This window comes from Limosilactobacillus portuensis (assembly GCF_028607025.1).
GTDB classification, from domain to species: Bacteria; Bacillota; Bacilli; order Lactobacillales; family Lactobacillaceae; genus Limosilactobacillus; species Limosilactobacillus portuensis.
The window spans coordinates 159382-176507 of record NZ_CP117296.1 but is presented as its reverse complement, the minus strand read 5'-3'; the positions used below and the strand labels follow the sequence as shown (position 1 = coordinate 176507).

Genomic DNA, 17126 nt, shown 5'->3' with positions numbered 1-17126 from the left:
TGAAATCGTCTTACTATTATATCATTGATGAAGCGGTGACCGAAACAATATCGCCCTGCTATCGTGAATGCTAAATTATCTTTAAATATTACTGCTACCCTAACTTTTAAGTCCAGAATAACGGTAAAATGGTATAATAACTCGATTCAGAAAGGAGCCTCGTCGATTGGCCAACTTATTTTATATCTTGACTCACATTGCTGAAGTGATCATTCCAATGTTTGAATGGTTGGGACCCTGGAGTTACGTTCTATTGTTTACAATCATTTTTATGGAAACCGGACTGGTCATCTTTCCGTGGCTCCCGGGAGAATCACTGATTTTCCTTACCGCCTCGTTTATTGCATTCCACCCTGTTCTGAAAATGGAAATTGTAATTCCCGTTTTCTTTTTGGCGGCTTTTATTGGTGATACGGTCAATTACTTTATTGGTCGCTCCCTTTCGCGCTGGCAATGGCTTTCAAAACGAGTTAATGGTCCCGGAATGGTTAAAGCTCATCAGCTACTAGAAAAGCACGGGATTAAAACCGTTGCGTTTGGTCGTTTTGTTCCGCTGATCCGGACATTCGTGCCGTTAATTGCTGGAACAATGCACTTTGACTTTCGTCGGTTTATGATTGGAAACCTTCTTGGTGTTATAATATGAGTTCTCCTCGCCAGTGTCGTCGGTTACTACTTTGGCAGTATTCCCTTCGTTAAGGAGCACTTCTCGCTAATTATCTTGATTTTTGCTGCTGGCGCTTTGCTAGTTATTGCCATCCTTGCCCTCATCCGCCATATTCGGCGAAAGATCCTTAAGCGGAATAACATGCTCTAACATTAAGCCACCACAGTTCCCACTTACCATTAAAGCATGGTAAAATAGTAGATAATTGTTATTACGTAATAAAGGAGCTGATCAAGTTGGCAATTACTGTCTACTTTGTTCGTCATGGTCAAACCTACCTTAACCGCTATAATCGGATGCAGGGCTGGTCTGACGCTCCCCTGACCGAAAAGGGGATTGAAGATGCTAAGCGTGTAGGAAGAGCACTATCGAAAGTTAAATTTGATTACATTTTCAGCAGTGACCTTTCACGGGCAGTGAATACCGCACGGTTGCTCCTTGCTGCTGACCCAAATACTGACCTTAAGGAGCCGATTCAAGAACCAGCATTTCGCGAAATCTTCTTTGGCTTTTTTGAAGGAGCAAATGGCGGTGCCGTTGCTGATATTGTTGGCGGTAAATATGGCTACCATACATTCTCACAAATGGCTGCCGGCTGGGGAACAGACGAACTTAAGGATCGAATTGCAAAGGCGGATCAATATGGGGACGCTGAAGATGCCGAACGTTTTTGGCAACGAATGGATAAGGGCTTTGATCGGTTGCGTAGCCTGCCAGATAACTCTGTTGCGGTTGTCGTTTCACACGGTGCTGCGATCCGCTCAATCGCTGACCGCTACCTTGAAGGGGTCGACCAAAACGTTTCGCCACGAAACGGCAGCATTATGAAAATGACACTAACTGATACTGATACTCATGTGGACTTTTATAACCAGCTCCACATTCCTGATAAATAAAAATAATTGAACTAAAAGGGGGAACACTATCTTTCAATGGATAACATACAAACTGAAGAGCCAGTATTAATCACTGGGTTAAATACCGAACAAGAAGACTTTGATTATTCCATGACCGAACTTGCTGAATTAGCCCAGGCAAATCACATGAAAGTAATCGACCGGATTGATCAGTCAATTGACCGGCCTAATCCAGCTACTTACTTCGGGAGTGGTAAGGTTGATGAAATTAAAGAAGCAGTTTTAGCTGAAAATATTTCAACCGTGATCACTAATGATGAGTTAACTCCTAGCCAGTTACGAAACCTTGAGGACGAACTTGGCTGTCGTGTTCTTGACCGAACTGCATTGATTCTTGAAATCTTCGCTGAACGGGCACAGTCTAAGGAAGCCAAACTCCAGGTTCAAATTGCAGAATTACAATACCGGTTACCACGATTACAGACGAGTGCTAACCAACGACTTGATCAGCAAACCGGTGGCGGTAGCGGCTTCACTAACCGGGGATCCGGTGAAACCAAGCTGGAAATGAACCGTCGGACAATTCAGAATTCAATCAGCCACCTGCGAAAGGAACTCCGGGTAATTGATCGTTCTGAAGAAGTTAAACGGAAGCAACGGGACAAGAGTGCCATTCCAACAGCCGCCCTCGTTGGTTATACTAACGCTGGTAAATCTACAATCATGAATGGCCTCGTTGAAAAATATGGTGCTGGTGAAGACAAGACTGTTTTTGAAAAGGATATGCTATTCGCTACTTTGGATACTAGTGTTCGTCAATTGACATTGCCGGATCAAAAGCGATTCTTACTTAGCGATACGGTTGGTTTTGTCAGCAAGTTGCCAACCCACCTGGTTGAATCATTCAAGTCAACGTTAGCAGAAGCAGCTAATGCTGACCTGTTAATTCAGGTAATTGATGCTTCAGATCCACATTACGAAGACATGATGAAAACTACCCAAAAGACACTCAAGCAGATTGGAATTGAAAACATCCCAATGTTGTATGTCTTTAACAAGGCTGATAAGACCGACATGGAATATCCAGTACTTGAGGGCGACGATCAAATCGTAATTTCTGCTAAGGATGATGAATCACTCGATCTCCTCGTTTCAACCATTCGAAAACACTTGTTCCAAGACTATGTTGAAGCTAAAATGTTGATCCCATTTGCGGACGGCAATGTCGTTTCGTACCTTAACGAAAACACCAATATCTTGAATACTGAATATCAAAATAGTGGGACAGTTCTGACCGTTGAACTTTCGCAAAAAGATTACGATAAGTATCAAAAATACGTTATTCAATAAATAGAAGAAGAGGTAGGAAAAATTTCCCCTACCTCTTCTTCTATTTATTTATATATAAGTGATACTACGCTGCCCGTCGATTAATCATCGCCATAATCCAGGAAACGATTAATACCAGAATTACCGCACCGATAATCGAAGGGACGATTGCCATTCCAGCAACTTGTCGTCCCCAAGCACCGAGGACTGCTTCACCTAGTGATGAACCTACTAGTCCGGCAATGATATTACTGATGACTCCCATTGAACCACCACGACGAGTAATCGCTCCGGCAATCAATCCAATGACACCACCAACGATTAATACCCAAATCCAATGTAACATTTACATCCCCTCCTTTTATTCACCTAATTCTTCTTTTTTCTTAGCTGCTTTCTTCTTCAACTCATCTGCTTTTGCTTGCGCCTTACCGTGAGTTTCTTGTGCTTTGCCTTCTGCCTCACGAACCTTATCCTTAGTTATTTTCCCTTCAACCTGTTTCAGCTTACCGACAACCTTATTCTTAATACTCTTTTTGCTAGTCATAGTCTGCTCCTTTCTCTATCCGAGTGACTGTGTGCTAGTAACTTTCTTTGATGATTTGATCATAACAATAAGCGATTTTATTAGCGATACTTTACTAGTCTGCTTATGAAAGTATTAATATTAATTATCTTTTCCTTAAATTAACAAAAGACGTGAAGATACTAATCTACCAGCATCTTCACGTCTTTTAACGTCTGCCCGCTTTTTAATTATGAATTAAAAACGAACTTCATTCTTAACATTTTTTCCTTCAATAATCGCTGCAATATCATTCAGACTAACTTGAACCATGTTACGAACAGCAGTAGTCGTCATGAAGGCCACGTGGGGCGTCACTACCACGTTTGGCATTTCCACTAACTCCTTAAAGTCAGCCGGAACTTCCTCTGGAGAAACTTTCTTACTAAAGTAGGTTGTTTCATCACCAAGAGTATCAAGTCCCGCTCCAGCAATTTCGTGATCCTTTAATGCCGCAATCAGGTCATTCGTATTAACAACTTTTCCCCGTGCCATATTAATCAAGATTGCATTATTCTTCATTTGCTTAAATTGCGGAGCAGCAAACATGTTTTCTGTACTAGAAGTCAACGGAACGTGAAGGGTAATAATGTCAGCTTCCGTTAACGCGGTTTCTAGATCAACAAAGGCATCAACATACGGTGCATAAACAACGCTTGTTTCCCGCGTAACCGCAATTACCCGTGCCCCCAGCGCTTTATAGATCTGCGCGGTTGCTCCGCCAATGTGACCGAGACCGATAACTGCAACGGTTTGGTTATAGATTTCATTGCTAACAAGATCCTTGCTCCAGCGGAAGTCAGCGTCATTTACCATCCGTTCCTTAAACTCGCCAATCCGGCGCAAAAGGTACATTGCGTGAGTCAGTCCCATTTCCGCAATTGCCCGTGGAGAGTAGATAGAAACATTCGTGATCTTCAAGCCATTGTTCTTTGCTAACTCAAGATCGAACATGTCAAATCCTGCTGTCCGGGTTGATAGTTGTTTAATCCCAAATTGCTTTAACTTAGTATAGATGGCTGGATCATCAATCTTACTGGTTTGAAGAACTGAAATTCCATCAAAGCCCTCTACTAAATCAATGGTTGAAGAATTTAATTGTTCCCCAACTAGCTTAACCTCATTGCCGGTTTTAGCAGCCCACTCCTTAGCGTAAGGTACTTCTTTATCGTCTACGCCAAACATAATTAGCTTCATTTGTAATCCCATCCTTTATATATCTGTAAGTATTTGTGTGCAAAAAATCGCTTACAATCCTTATTATACTAAATTGATGGGTAAACTAAAAAGCTGGAGACAAATTAGTCTTCAGCTCTTATTTAAAAAGTTATTTTTAAGTTAAGCAGCCTTAGTTTCCCGACGAGTGACAAAATCACGTTGAATCCAAACGGAGACAATCATTGCTAGGGCATCAATAATAACAAAGACAATCAAAGTTACATAGTAATTATGGAGTACTTGGTGAGTGTAGGAAAGAAGGATTGGTCCAACCATCCCCGCTGCAGCCCAGGCAGTCAAGATGTAGCCATGAATTGCTCCTAATTCCTTTGTTCCAAAGACATCGCCAAGGTATGCTGGAATTACTGAGAATCCGGCACCGTAGCATGACATTAACAAGCAGAGCGCTAACGCAAAGATAAATGGTGTCTTGAAGAAGAGGAGAACGAAGAGCATTAAAATATCTAATACAAAGATCAAACTATATGTAAGTGGCCGACCGATAAAGTCAGATAATGTTGCCCAGGCAAGTCGACCAAAACCGTTAAATAAACCAATGATCCCGACCATTACCGCAGCGGCACTAGCAGTCATTGTCGTCATGTTCTGAGCCATTGGTGATGCAGCTGAAACAAGTCCAATTCCAGTTGTGATATTGATAAAGAACATGAACCATAAGAATGCAAAAGTCCGGGTCTTTAATGCTTGGTTAGCAGTTAATTCTTGGTTGGTTAAACTTACCCGTTGAGCGTTCTCAGCGATTGCTTGTGGTAATTCATGAGGACGAGGCTTTTTAATAAATTGAGCAGCCACAATCATTACAACAAAGTAAAATGCTCCTAAAACATAAAAGGTATTCGCAATTCCAACAAATGCCATCAAGTGTTGAGCAACTGGACCAGTAAGCATTGCTGCAAAACCAAATCCCATAATCGCTAACCCGGTAGCTAACCCCCGCTTATCAGGGAACCAGCGAACAATCGTTGATACTGGTGTAACATAGCCAGAACCTAACCCTAATCCGCCAATGACACCATATGCCAAGTAAAGCAACCATAAGTGATGTGATTGGATAGCTAATCCAGTTAATGCGATTCCGCTTCCGTAACAAATACTTGAGATTGTTCCAGTAACGGTTGGACCAAACTTTTCAACTAGCCGTCCCATAAATGCAGCTGACATTCCTAAAAAGAAGATTGCCAAACTAAACGCAAATGATACTGATGTTTCCTTCCAACCAGTATAGGCAGAAATTGGCTTGGTAAATACACTCCAAGCATATACCCCACCAATCATTAAGTGGAGAATTACCCCCGCAATTGCGACTCCATACCGGTTTCTCGTCTTTGCCATTCTTGATACTTCCTTTGTTATTATTTCCGAACATTATTTTTAAATAATATATATTAGTTCGGTGTTTAAAAAATAACACAGGATTTTTAATTAAACAACAAGTAAAAGACGAACTTTGCTATTGTAAGCGATTAAGTCACAAATTATTAAAAGAGCTGGAAGAAGCCACTGCTTTTTCCAGCTCTAGTTAATCATAATCAAATTCTATTTATCATTTTCACCATTTGATGTAAAGCCATCGCCCTTACCCATTGGACCGTGTTCGTTAGCTTTTAAGCTTTCGACAGTTGGCGCACGGAAATCGTGTGATGCAATTCCCTTCATCGTTAACAAGAGTAACAAGTTGAAGACAACCGCGATTCCGAGAAGGACCAGGTTACAGAACAATGTGTAGTGAGTACCAAGACCACCACTAATTGAATCACGAAGGCCAAGAATTGAGTAGGTCATTGGTAGGTACCAGTGAATAACATTGTAGAACTTCATAGTAACTTCCATTGGGAATGTCCCACCGGAACCACCAAGTTGTAACATCAGAAGAACCATGGCAACAAACCGTCCAGGGTTATCAAAGGTCATCGATAAGAACATTACGACGGCCATTGAAGCGAGCCCGAAGAGAATTGTTGTTGCAAAGAATGACGGAACATGATCGACTGTTAAGCCACACATCATCATAATTCCACATTCAACAACGGCCATGGCAATTGCGGCTACCGCACCAACGACAACCTTACTGAACCACCAAGCAGTTGCAGAAGCATCTGGATCCGCAACCCGACGAATTGGGTAAACAAAGTTGAAGACCAGCATCCCAACATAGAGGGCAACTGACAGAACATAAGGTGCCAGTGCGTGACCATAGTTTGGTACGTAACTGTAGTTAGAGTGCTTTTCAACTGAAGGTTCAGCAATCATCTTAGCAGTCCGTGGTGAAGTCTTAATACCATTAATTGTCTTCGCACCCTTGCCAAGAGCAGTTGAGAGCTTAGTAGCACCAACATTCAGTTTGATAATTCCTTGGACAAGTGCAGGTGAATTATCAACTAATTGCTGAGTACCAGCAGCCAATTGGTTAACCCCAGCAGTCAATGCAGGAACCTGCCCATTCAGTTGACCAAGAGCACCAGCAAGTTGACCAGCACCAGCATTCAATTGACCAGAGTTAGCCGTTAATTGACCAACACCAGCACCTGCTTGAGCAACTCCAGCGGTGTATTGACCAATCCCAGAAGTTAACGTTCCGGCGCCAGCGGCAGCAGTATCTACTCCGTTAGTGTATTGGTTGACACCGGCATTCAACGTGTTGGCACCAGAGGAGATTTGGCCAGTAGCTTCTTTTAACTTATTAACGGCATCTGGCATTGACGATAAAGTACCCTTATAACCATTTAAAGTATTAAGTAATGTATTAGCTTGCTTGATTGTGCCATCAGCATTATCAAGGATTGTTGACATTTGAGAAAGCTGACCAAGTTGCGATTGCATATCACTTAAAGAACTCCCCAAGCTATTTAAACTAGTTAATGTCTCACCCACACTGGCAATAGTTTTAGCACTATCCCCAGCAGTTTTCGCATTTGCTCCAGCTTGCGCAGCTAATGCACCTAATTGGCTCTTAATATTATTATCACTGGTTGAGCCTGCAAGTTCTTGTAATTTACCAGCGATCTCAGCATCACTTTTGGCAACACTACCCGTACCACTTGCAGCACTGGTTAATTGTCCCTTAACCTGACTGACACCAGCTAAAGCACCTGAAGCCTGTTGAAGCTTACCCGCACTTTCTTGGACACCAGCTAAAGTAGCCTTAGCAGTCGTTAAACCAGTTTGTAACTGAGTTAATCCCTTTTGAAGGTCCTGTGCCTGATTCATTGCGCCCATAATACCGTTAAAGTCAATATTTCCCAACTGACTATTAACAGTACTATTTAGCTGACTTGCACCAGTAGCTAATTGACCAGATCCACTTCGTAACTGACCAGAGTTGCCACTCAACTGACTCAAACCACTTTGCAGTTGACTTGCACCAGAGTTCAGCGCACCAGAATTAGCGTTCAGTTGACCTAATCCAGTAGCAAGCTGACCAACGCCACCAGTGTATTGGCGAATACCGTTAGCAAGTGTTTGACTACCAGATGCCAATTGTTGGGCACCGGCAGCTAATGGGGCGACGCTTACCCGCAATGTTTGAACACCGTTGTTTACTTGGGAAACCCCAGCAACATATTGGTTCATTCCGCTTTGAAGGGTAACCATTCCAGTGCTTAGTTGCTTTGCCCCGTTAGCAGCAGTGCTCATTTCTTTACCAACGGTGTGCAAGGCCTTAAACATTGCCGTAGCATATGCCCGGGTAACTTGCACCCGAATTTTTTCGTTCAGCTTGGTCATCCCGAGTTGACTAATTACTTCACCAATGTAGTTAAGGGAACCATTAGTCTCATACTTCAACTGCATTTGTTTAGGATGCTTATCCAATACAGTTGTGGCATTTTTCGAGAAGTCCTTTGGAATTGTCACTACTGTGTAATATTTCCGGTGGGTTAAACCATAATGCGCCTTTTCTGGTGAAACGATTTCCCACTTTAATTGCTTATTCTTCTTTAATTCTTTGACCATCCGGTGTCCAATATCCATCGTTTGTCCACGATATTCAACTGGAACATCCTTATTGACAACCGCTACTGGTAAGTTTTCTGTACTCCCGTATGGATCCCAAACAGACTTCAGGAAAAAGATACTGTAAAGGAATGGGATGATACAAATAACAGTAGTGGAAATCAATAACAGTCGATTGTGCAGGATATTCTTAAATTCTGCTTTAATCGCATTCCACATTTCTATTCTCCTCTTATCCCCTAAATATTTTTATTAATAGTTTCACTGTTTTTGTTCCAATTGACGACCAATTGATAACGACTGCATCGTTCGTTTGGCAAACTCAATTACATGTTCAATTGAAACATCATAATTTTTCTCCTGCCACCAATAAAACGTGCCGATCAGTGCGCCACTCAAAACATAAGCCAGCATCTCCGGATCATCGGTTTGCTGTAATAATTGAATAACAGAATCATTGCTCTTTTCACGCCGTCGTTCCAACATGATCTGGCTTAAGATATGCATCATTTCAGCATATAGCGAACTATGAGCACTTTCAGATGCTAAGTGCCGAAAAACGTTCTTATGATCATTGACGTAATAAATTAATTGCTTAATTAAATCATCCTCGGAATCACTACTATCAACCAGCCGGTTTATTTGTGTTCCCAGAGTTTGTTCAAGGAGGTCATATTTATCACGGAAATAACGGTAAAAACTACTCCGGTGTAATAACGCTTCTTGACAAATCTGGTCAACGGTTAGGTGCTCAAAGGAATACTCTTCAAGCAACGTCAACAATGCATTTTGAAAATCACGCACGGTTCTCGTGACTCGCACAACTTTCCCCTCCTTTTCGCCAATTTTGCAATGAATATTGTAAACCGTGTCAAAAATAGACAACAGAGTTAATTTGGCACATCTGAGCTAAAATGAGACAAAAATAAACTATTGTCTTATTAGATTAGGACAATAGTTTTACTATACAATATCTTGTTTAATTGTAGTTCTTTAATTTGAAGTTCGTTGACGATATGCAACCTGAGCCTTCAGACCATAATCAGCAGTTGTCATGATTGTGGTGCCGCTTCGACCAGGAATCTTATTTGGTCCATCAACCACGACCAAGTTAGCTAAATAAATTCGGTATTTCTGGTGGGCCTCCCGAACATCGGTCAACCCAATCTTAGAAATATGGCCAACTGGTCGCCGCTCCATTTGATTCATCCCCATGTAAATTTCAAGGCGATGACGAATCGGATCATGAACTAATTCAAAAAATGGCGGAATTGATTCCACATTCAATGCTTGAACTGGTTTATGGGTCTCTTGGTACTGGCGAATAATCTCCCGTTCACTCATCCCGTTAAAATCATTAACAAAGATCTTTTCCGTTAAAAGCCGATCAACCACTTTTTGGAGATTTTCTTGTTCCGAATGGTCAATCTCAACAGTTGCGGGGATCGTATCCGCCCCATCAAAAAGACCATTTGACTGGTTAGCAAGTCCTGTTGAGTACCGGCCAGCAGCTCTCCGTCTCATCTGCGATTGACTATTGTCCGCAAACTTCTGCCCCGTAATTTTGGCAATTCGTGGTGACAAAAAGTCAAATTGCGACGTCTTGCCTAAAAAGTAGAAAACAAAGTTAACGTAAATAAAGTACGTGATTGCAATCATCGCTAAACAGTACAAGAACCCACGCAACCAGGCTTGATTAACAAATAAGCGGAAGGTTACGTATACCAAGTAAATATCACCTAGAGTCGCTAGAACAATATAAATCCGGTTCTTCAATTTAACGTCCAGGTTAAAGTAACTTAACGATGAATTAATCATATCGAGAAAACTAAACATTAGTTAGGTTCACCCCGCTTATTGATTATCAGTTGTGGCCTGAGTATTAGTATTTTGACCACTATTTGATTGACCTGTCTGGCTTTCGTTGCCAGTTGAAGTATTACCACCGTTATTTTGCTTATTCTGGGTAGTAGTCGAGGATGAGCGTTCAGTATCGTTCCCAGTATTATTTTGATTTTCCTGAGTAGTTGAATTGTTATTACTACGAGTACTGGAAGATTGCTGTTCGCTTTCATCCTGTTGTGAAGATGAACGGCTAACTGAGCTACTGTCATCAGAGTCCATTCGCCGACTAACTGACGAGGTAGAACTCACTCGTGCACCTTCAGATGTATGCGTTGCGTGGTTAACCACAACGTTAGTAGCCCCCAGCGCTAATACAATTGAAAACAACGCAAAGGGAGTTACGAAAGGTGGGATTTTATTTGCCATAAATAAATGCTCCTTTTCTACAACCTATCATACTCGCTTTTTTCCTCCATAAATATTAAGGAAAGTTGAAGTTATTTTGCCTTTTCTTTTTTTGCCCGACAATCAGCGCAAATACCATGCAGCTCAAACGTATGACCATTAATTTTAGCCCCCGGTAATTGCTTGGCAAAAAAGGCATAATCAATTGGTGGCATTTGAATCTCTTGCACCCTGCCACAAACATCACAAATAAAATGATGGTGATGATTGGAATCACAGCAAACCTTAACCTGCATCCGTTCACCAGCTTGCCTAGTTTCAACAATCCCCAAGCTTTCAAAATCCTTGAGGTTCCGATATACGGTACCATGACTAAGTCCCGGATTATCCTTCCGCAAGCGTTGATCGACATCCGTAAAATCAATGTAATGATCCGGATGTTCGGCTAGAATCTCAATCATTTGCTGACGCTGCTTAGTCCACCGTGAACCATTATCCTTTAATACCTTACGAGCTTGTTCTACAAGGTCACTCATCTAATGCCACCTCCCCAATGAGAAAAATATTCTACCATAAATTAGTCATTTTCTGAACTGATTTGTCTTACTATTCGGTCAATTTGAGTAGTTGTTTGCGACCAGGAATCGTTAACAACAACATTTGCAATTTCTTTAAGCTCATCCGGTAAATGAAGGTCCCGGTGATACTCAGGGCTCTTCAGTCTTGAATGGACTGCCCGTAATTCATCGCCCCGTTTAACCATCCGGTGAGCTAGCGAGGCAATATGACTCACCGTCAGGAAGATAATTATCGCGCGATCACCAAGCTTCTGGTAATAAGTGAACGCTCCCTTGGTATCCAGCACAATCACATCATCGTGTCCTGTTTGCCATCCTGTAATCAAACTTTCTAATGAAGAGCCGTAAAGATGGTGATCATATTCGACGGATTCCAGCAAATGAAGTCTATTCATTGACGCCGGCGTCTCAAAATGGTAATCGACCCCATCCAGTTCATTAGGGCGTGATGCCCGCGTTGTATGGGTAATGATCCGCTCCATTTTGTAACGATCATGAAGATACTTAGCAACCGTTGTTTTCCCCGAACCAGCTGCACCGACAATTACAAATACCTTTCCAGAATTCATATTACTTTGTTAAGTGGTCGTTAACCTGATCGAGCAATTGCTTAAGGTTGTTATAAGTTAACCGTTCTCGAGCATCAGCATAGTTAAACCAACCACAGTTTTTGATTTCTTCTGCTTGTAAATGAATATCTTCGCTCTGCGTTAAGTCAGCAGTATACAGCGTCATCTGCTTCCGGTTCCCATTTGGCAAGTCATATTCAGTATATACGTGAAAACTAGTGTCGATTGGCAATACCAATTGCGTTTCTTCTTTGATTTCTCGTTTAGCAGTTTCTTCTAAGGTTTCGTTCCCTTCAACGTGACCTTTAGGGAATCCCCAAAAATGACCCTTATTCTGACTTTCTAACAGTAAGTATTCAATTTTACCAGTATTCTTTCGGTAAACAACAGCACCACTAGTAATTTCAATTGCCATAGTTATTGACTCCCTTTAAAATAATCTAATGTTTCTAATTGACTTTTAATATTAATCATATGTATTATATTTAGTATCCGCGACAGGAATTGCTCCCTGCCGCTAAATTTATTATAGCAAAGGTGGGTTAAAGATGGGCTTAAACATTTTCCGAAAAGAGAGTCTCGATCGTTATCTCGGAGCTGATAAACTCTTCGTTAAAACGATGAACGCTCGCGATCTGATGGCTATCGGAATCGGAACCGTTATTGGTACCGGGATCTTCATTCTTCCTGGTACTATTGCTGCTAAGCAAGCTGGACCGGGGGTTTCTCTCTCCTTCTTACTTTCCGCAATCGTTTGTGCATTTGCCGCAATGTGTTATGCCGAATTCGCTTCAGCATTACCCGTTGCCGGTAGTGCTTATTCTTATGGTAACGTGGTGTTCGGCGAATTCTTTGGTTGGCTCCTTGGATGGGCGTTGATCCTGGAATACATGCTTGCCGTAGCATCAGTCTCAACGGGGTGGGCAGCCTACTTTAATTCATTTATCGAAAGTTTTGGGCTAAAGATCCCTCATGCCTTATCAGGGCCGTTTGATCCCGCACACGGTACATATATCAATATCGTTGCGGTCGTCATTGTCCTCTTAATCACCGTAATGTTATCTCGTGGTTTACAATCTTCCGTTCGGGTTAACAACATTGCGGTAGTAGTTAAAGTTGCTATTATTTTAATTTTTATTATTGCTGGACTGTTCTTCATCAAGCCGAAGAATTATCATCCATTCTTGCCTTACCACATGAGCGGGGTTATTCATGGGGCAACGATCGGTTTCTTTGCTTACTTAGGTTTTGACTGTGTTTCTAGTTCAGCCGCTGAAGTAAAGAACCCAAAGCGCAACATGCCTCTTGGAATCATCGGTACTTTAGGAATCGTTACCTTGCTCTACATGGGGGTTGCAGTTGTCCTTACAGGAATGGTGAAGTATACCCGGCTAGATGTTGCTAACCCAGTATCATATGCGCTTCAGCTAGTTCACCAAGACTGGTTGGCAGAACTGCTTTCAATTGGGGCACTAGTTGGAATGTTTACCATGATGGTCGCCATGATTTACTCAAGTTCACGGTTAATTTACGCGATTGGCCGTGACGGATTATTGCCAGCATTCTTAGGAAAGTTAGACAAGAAGAGTCACTCTCCACAAGTTGCCCTCTGGATTGTTGCCGTGATTATCGCTACTATGGGTGGCTTAGTTTCACTCGATCAATTAACTAGTTTAGTTAACATTGGGACCTTATTTGCCTTTACATTAGTTTCATTTGGGATCATTCCTCTTCGTCACCGAAAGGATATTGGTAACCGTGGTGGGTTCAAGGTTCCTCTCTACCCAGTTATTCCGATTCTCTCTGGACTGCTTTGTCTAGCAATGATGACCCAATTGCAACTTGAGACCTACATTGGTGCTGGAATTTGGTTCACACTGGGGATTATTATCTACTTCACTTATGGCTACTGGCACAGTAAGCTAAATGACAAACAAAATTAAATTTTAAATTCCGCGGATTGGCTTCATTTCAAAAGCTAATCCGCTTTCTTATTCCCCGATAAACGTTTGACAAGCCATTTTTACTTTTGTTAGTGTTTTTAACAATACGTTTTAAACTTTATTGTTAATTTCAAGGAGGAATCAATTAATAGACACTCTCAAATGACTGTCTAATATTTATGGAATATACAAAAAAGAATTATAAAAAAGCACCCCTAAAAGCTGTTCACTTCCGCGTCTTCTTTGCAATCGTTCTTGGTCAAATTGCCTGTGGGTACGCCCTCGGTATTAGTGGTACCGGGCTTGCTCAAGCACAGCATTATATTGCCATCAATGATTTTTGGGTCGGCTTAATCGGTGCTGGTAGCTTACTGGGCCTCATGGGAAGCGCGTTGATGGGACGAATTGCTGATCAATTTGGGCGTCGTCGAATGTTACTGATTGACATGTATCTTTTTACGATTTTTTCGCTCCTTCAGCTAGTGACTACTAATTTATTCTTATTGTTTATTCTGCGCTTCCTTATCGGTCTAATGATTGCTATCGACTACACGGTAGGGAATTCACTGCTTGTTGAATGGCTACCTGTAAACGAAAGTGGCAAGCGGCAGAGTCAATTAATTATTTACTGGACAATTGGCTTTATTCTTTCCTACATTGCCGGGATCATGATTAGTGGCTTTGGTAGCCATAATTGGCAAGTTATCCTTGCTTCTTCCGCCGTTCCCGGATTAGTCGCTGGAATTTTTCGTTCCGTATCCAAGCTCCCTGCTTCGCCTAGCTGGCTTGCTAGTCAGGGTGAAAATAAAAAGGCCCAGAAACTAATTCAAAAGCATATTGGTAAGCGCTGGGGACTCCCTCTTCACCTCCTCAAAGCGAAACCCGTTGATAATATTTCCTGGACAATTCTATTTAGTAAGAAGTATCGCCGACGAACACTTGTTGGTGGATTATTTTATGCCTGCCAGGCGTTTGCATTCTTCGGTATCAGTATTTTCTTGCCAATCTTGTTAAAGAGTATGCACATGGGAGATAGTAATCTATCAGGAATCATCTATAACGGTTGTATGATGGTCGGCGTTTTACTCGGTGCATGGTTCTTCAAGCGGATTAGTCGGCGAGTATTTCTAGTTGGTACCTTCTTCTTATCCGCAATTTGTCTGGTCGGCATGATCATCGGCCCTCAGTCGTCTTTTGACTTTCAAATTGGACTTTTTGCGCTGTTTTCAATTATCCTTTCTTCAGGATTAACCCTTGACTACCCTTACCCAACCGAACTTTTTGATATTAAGGTTCGCGCTACCGGGGTCGGAACTTGTATTACAATTAGTCGAGTTGGTGCTGCTAGTGGAACCTTTCTGTTGCCAGTATTGACCAATATTGGTGGCGCTCACTTAGCAATGCTCGTTTGTACCATTGTCTTAATCATCGGTGGCCTCATCTGTCTCTTCTGGGCTCCTGAAACATCGCCACGATTTGTAAAAAGTAAATAGATATCAAATAACCTAAGATTAGTTCAGAGCAAGAAATAGTCTTAGGTTATTTATCCTTAGTGATCTCCAAACTTATAGAGTCTAATTCCCAGCTTGTTTATTTATGAATTTTTGTTGAACTATTATCTAAAAATACCTTAATAGAGTGAAGTGCCTCATAATTGTTAGACAAAAGTTCTAACGATTGTGAGGCACTTTTTATGACTAAATACAAACCTGACTTTAAAGCTAAAATTGTCCACGAATATCTGACTACTCCACAAAGTTCTCGAGCCTTGGGGCGCAAATACAGTATCAGTAGCCGACTGATCAGGAAATGGATTCAAAGATATCGCTTAAGTGGGATAGACGCCTTGAAACGGCGTCGTCATCCACGAACCCTTACCGCAGATTTTAAGTTGAGTGTGATAGACTACTACCAAACTCATGAGGAATCGATGGTTAAAGTAGCGGCTCGATTTGACGTGCAAGCGTGCCAAATTTCACTTTGGCGGTCACAGTTCAAGCGAGATGGTATTGAAGCCTTGAAACCTCACCCGAAAGGTAGGCCGTCAAAGGTGAAACATACTAAGAAACGACTTCGTCGTCTTACTAATAAGACTGAAGTGGAACGTTTAAAAGAAGAACTTGCCAAGAAAAGCCAAGAACTCTATGACACAAAATTGGAACGTGACATCTTAAAAAAATCGTTGGCCCTGTTCGGACCCTCCAAGGCAAAGAGAAAACGCAAATAGTTGATCAGATCAGGGCAGATCAAGCATCGCTACCGAAGAAATATCGCTATAAGATTGGTGACATTCTCCATAAAATCAACCTTCCTAAGGCTACTTACCATGATGAGCGCAAGCGCATCGCTAACCATCATGATAAATATGCGAGTGTTAAGCAAGTGATTCTTAGCGTGGCTAAAGAAGGGCAAGTCCGCGGACGATGGACCTACGGTTATCGTCGCGTGAACCAAAAACTGCGGGCAATGGGCATTCATTTGGCGGACATGACGGTGAACAAGTTGATGGCGAAATTAGATGTTCAAGTGGCACTGTATAATCGCCACCGTAGTGGTAAATACTCATCTTATGAAGGTAATGTGGGCACAGTTGCGGATAATCTACTAAAACAACAATTTCAGGCCACCATTCCTTATCAAGTCCTCCACACAGATGTTTCTCAAGTTCGCTTAGCTAATCACAGTTGGGCTTATATTTCCTCAATTATCGATGAAGCCAGTAAGGAAGTTTTAGCCTTCCAATTGAGTCAACATCCTGATCGACAGTTGATTACCGCTACTCTCAACGAGCTATGTACAAAGCTGCCTGATAATGCTCAACCAATTATTCATTCTGATCAGGGGTGGCACTATCAACTGGGGTACTATACCCAAAAGTTAGCTGATAATCACTTTATTCAAAGTATGTCCCGTAAGGGAAATTGTCATGATAACGCACCAATGGAGAGTTTCTTTCACCTGTTTAAGACAGAGTTATTAGATGGTTTCCCACCATGTAAAGACTTAGCTGAATTAAAATCACTCTCAGCTCAATACATTCATTACTTTAATTACCAACGTATCTCCTTAAAAACAAAAGGTATGACTCCGGTTGAATACCGAAATCATACCTTGGTAGCTTAAATAATCAATTTTGTCTAACTTTTTTGTTGCACTTCAGAGCCTTCTCGCTTCAATC

At 41.7% G+C, this 17126-nt stretch carries 17 protein-coding genes and 1 pseudogene; 7 read left to right on the top strand and 11 right to left on the bottom strand.

Translation table 11 applies throughout. The annotated features are described in order from the left end of the window. Positions 1-166: 166 nt before the first annotated feature. The 3 genes and pseudogenes from PRK60_RS00815 to hflX all read left to right on the top strand — a co-directional run bounded on the left by PRK60_RS00815 (position 167) and on the right by hflX (position 2874). Positions 167-817, top strand: a pseudogene (locus PRK60_RS00815) (DedA family protein). Between the two features lie 86 nt (positions 818-903). After that, positions 904-1563, top strand: coding sequence for a histidine phosphatase family protein (locus PRK60_RS00810; RefSeq protein WP_102168325.1), 660 nt, complete (start codon positions 904-906; stop codon positions 1561-1563). 36 nt (positions 1564-1599) lie between these two features. Next, complete coding sequence (gene hflX / locus PRK60_RS00805) at positions 1600-2874, top strand: GTPase HflX (RefSeq protein ID WP_273646132.1); 1275 nt, start codon at positions 1600-1602, stop codon at positions 2872-2874. A gap of 64 nt (positions 2875-2938) precedes the next feature. Here the strand turns inward: hflX and PRK60_RS00800 are convergent, their stop codons facing one another. From PRK60_RS00800 to PRK60_RS00750, 11 genes are all read right to left on the bottom strand, one after another. Further along, on the bottom strand, positions 2939-3199 hold the full coding sequence (locus PRK60_RS00800) for a GlsB/YeaQ/YmgE family stress response membrane protein (protein ID WP_273646131.1): 261 nt from the start codon (positions 3197-3199) through the stop codon (positions 2939-2941). Positions 3200-3214: 15 nt separating this feature from the next. Then, positions 3215-3400, bottom strand: coding sequence for a CsbD family protein (locus tag PRK60_RS00795; protein ID WP_102168328.1), 186 nt, complete (start codon positions 3398-3400; stop codon positions 3215-3217). 216 nt (positions 3401-3616) lie between these two features. Further along, on the bottom strand, positions 3617-4615 hold the full coding sequence (locus PRK60_RS00790) for a D-2-hydroxyacid dehydrogenase (protein WP_102168329.1): 999 nt from the start codon (positions 4613-4615) through the stop codon (positions 3617-3619). 141 nt (positions 4616-4756) lie between these two features. Beyond that, entirely contained in the window at positions 4757-5989 is a 1233-nt protein-coding gene (locus PRK60_RS00785; protein WP_102168330.1) for an L-lactate MFS transporter, read from the bottom strand. 204 nt (positions 5990-6193) lie between these two features. Further along, positions 6194-8827: a YhgE/Pip domain-containing protein gene (locus PRK60_RS00780; RefSeq protein WP_273646130.1), complete on the bottom strand. Its 2634-nt coding sequence runs from the start codon at positions 8825-8827 to the stop codon at positions 6194-6196. A 42-nt stretch (positions 8828-8869) separates the two neighbouring features. Then, positions 8870-9430 carry a TetR/AcrR family transcriptional regulator gene (locus PRK60_RS00775; RefSeq protein WP_102168332.1) on the bottom strand — a complete coding sequence of 187 codons (561 nt, stop codon included), beginning with the start codon at positions 9428-9430 and terminating at the stop codon, positions 8870-8872. A 171-nt stretch (positions 9431-9601) separates the two neighbouring features. Further along, positions 9602-10444, bottom strand: coding sequence for a DUF6681 family protein (locus tag PRK60_RS00770; RefSeq protein ID WP_191912360.1), 843 nt, complete (start codon positions 10442-10444; stop codon positions 9602-9604). 18 nt (positions 10445-10462) lie between these two features. After that, positions 10463-10879, bottom strand: coding sequence for a hypothetical protein (locus tag PRK60_RS00765; protein ID WP_102168334.1), 417 nt, complete (start codon positions 10877-10879; stop codon positions 10463-10465). Between the two features lie 71 nt (positions 10880-10950). After that, a complete protein-coding gene (locus PRK60_RS00760; RefSeq protein WP_102168335.1) occupies positions 10951-11394 on the bottom strand; it encodes a Fur family transcriptional regulator in 444 nt (147 codons plus the stop codon). A gap of 41 nt (positions 11395-11435) precedes the next feature. Beyond that, a complete protein-coding gene (locus PRK60_RS00755; RefSeq protein ID WP_273646129.1) occupies positions 11436-12005 on the bottom strand; it encodes a guanylate kinase in 570 nt (189 codons plus the stop codon). A gap of 1 nt (position 12006) precedes the next feature. Continuing rightward, the gene (locus tag PRK60_RS00750; protein WP_102168337.1) at positions 12007-12420 is read right to left on the bottom strand and encodes a bis(5'-nucleosyl)-tetraphosphatase; all 414 of its coding nucleotides are present in this window, start codon (positions 12418-12420) and stop codon (positions 12007-12009) included. A gap of 133 nt (positions 12421-12553) precedes the next feature. On the opposite strand from PRK60_RS00750, the gene PRK60_RS00745 reads away from it, so the two are divergent. From PRK60_RS00745 to PRK60_RS00730, 4 genes are all read left to right on the top strand, one after another. Further along, positions 12554-13948 (top strand): APC family permease, encoded by a 1395-nt coding sequence (locus tag PRK60_RS00745; protein WP_273646128.1) that lies wholly within the window; start codon positions 12554-12556, stop codon positions 13946-13948. Between the two features lie 179 nt (positions 13949-14127). Further along, positions 14128-15441: an MFS transporter gene (locus PRK60_RS00740; RefSeq protein ID WP_273646127.1), complete on the top strand. Its 1314-nt coding sequence runs from the start codon at positions 14128-14130 to the stop codon at positions 15439-15441. A gap of 200 nt (positions 15442-15641) precedes the next feature. Further along, complete coding sequence (locus tag PRK60_RS00735) at positions 15642-16175, top strand: helix-turn-helix domain-containing protein (RefSeq protein ID WP_102169382.1); 534 nt, start codon at positions 15642-15644, stop codon at positions 16173-16175. Next, entirely contained in the window at positions 16127-17071 is a 945-nt protein-coding gene (locus PRK60_RS00730; protein ID WP_144356498.1) for an IS3 family transposase, read from the top strand. Before PRK60_RS00735 ends, PRK60_RS00730 begins: the two co-directional genes overlap by 49 nt. Positions 17072-17126: the final 55 nt, after the last annotated feature.

What these genes read in the sequence shown, in the direction of transcription:
- hflX (WP_273646132.1), top strand. Translation starts at nt 1,600, where the DNA reads ATGGATAACATACAAACTGAAGAGCCAGTATTAATCACTGGGTTAAAT.
- PRK60_RS00800 (WP_273646131.1), bottom strand. Translation starts at nt 3,199, where the DNA reads ATGTTACATTGGATTTGGGTATTAATCGTTGGTGGTGTCATTGGATTG.
- PRK60_RS00795 (WP_102168328.1), bottom strand. Translation starts at nt 3,400, where the DNA reads ATGACTAGCAAAAAGAGTATTAAGAATAAGGTTGTCGGTAAGCTGAAA.
- PRK60_RS00790 (WP_102168329.1), bottom strand. Translation starts at nt 4,615, where the DNA reads ATGAAGCTAATTATGTTTGGCGTAGACGATAAAGAAGTACCTTACGCT.
- PRK60_RS00785 (WP_102168330.1), bottom strand. Translation starts at nt 5,989, where the DNA reads ATGGCAAAGACGAGAAACCGGTATGGAGTCGCAATTGCGGGGGTAATT.
- PRK60_RS00780 (WP_273646130.1), bottom strand. Translation starts at nt 8,827, where the DNA reads ATGTGGAATGCGATTAAAGCAGAATTTAAGAATATCCTGCACAATCGA.
- PRK60_RS00770 (WP_191912360.1), bottom strand. Translation starts at nt 10,444, where the DNA reads ATGTTTAGTTTTCTCGATATGATTAATTCATCGTTAAGTTACTTTAAC.
- PRK60_RS00765 (WP_102168334.1), bottom strand. Translation starts at nt 10,879, where the DNA reads ATGGCAAATAAAATCCCACCTTTCGTAACTCCCTTTGCGTTGTTTTCA.
- PRK60_RS00760 (WP_102168335.1), bottom strand. Translation starts at nt 11,394, where the DNA reads ATGAGTGACCTTGTAGAACAAGCTCGTAAGGTATTAAAGGATAATGGT.
- PRK60_RS00755 (WP_273646129.1), bottom strand. Translation starts at nt 12,005, where the DNA reads ATGAATTCTGGAAAGGTATTTGTAATTGTCGGTGCAGCTGGTTCGGGG.
- PRK60_RS00750 (WP_102168337.1), bottom strand. Translation starts at nt 12,420, where the DNA reads ATGGCAATTGAAATTACTAGTGGTGCTGTTGTTTACCGAAAGAATACT.
- PRK60_RS00745 (WP_273646128.1), top strand. Translation starts at nt 12,554, where the DNA reads ATGGGCTTAAACATTTTCCGAAAAGAGAGTCTCGATCGTTATCTCGGA.
- PRK60_RS00740 (WP_273646127.1), top strand. Translation starts at nt 14,128, where the DNA reads ATGGAATATACAAAAAAGAATTATAAAAAAGCACCCCTAAAAGCTGTT.
- PRK60_RS00735 (WP_102169382.1), top strand. Translation starts at nt 15,642, where the DNA reads ATGACTAAATACAAACCTGACTTTAAAGCTAAAATTGTCCACGAATAT.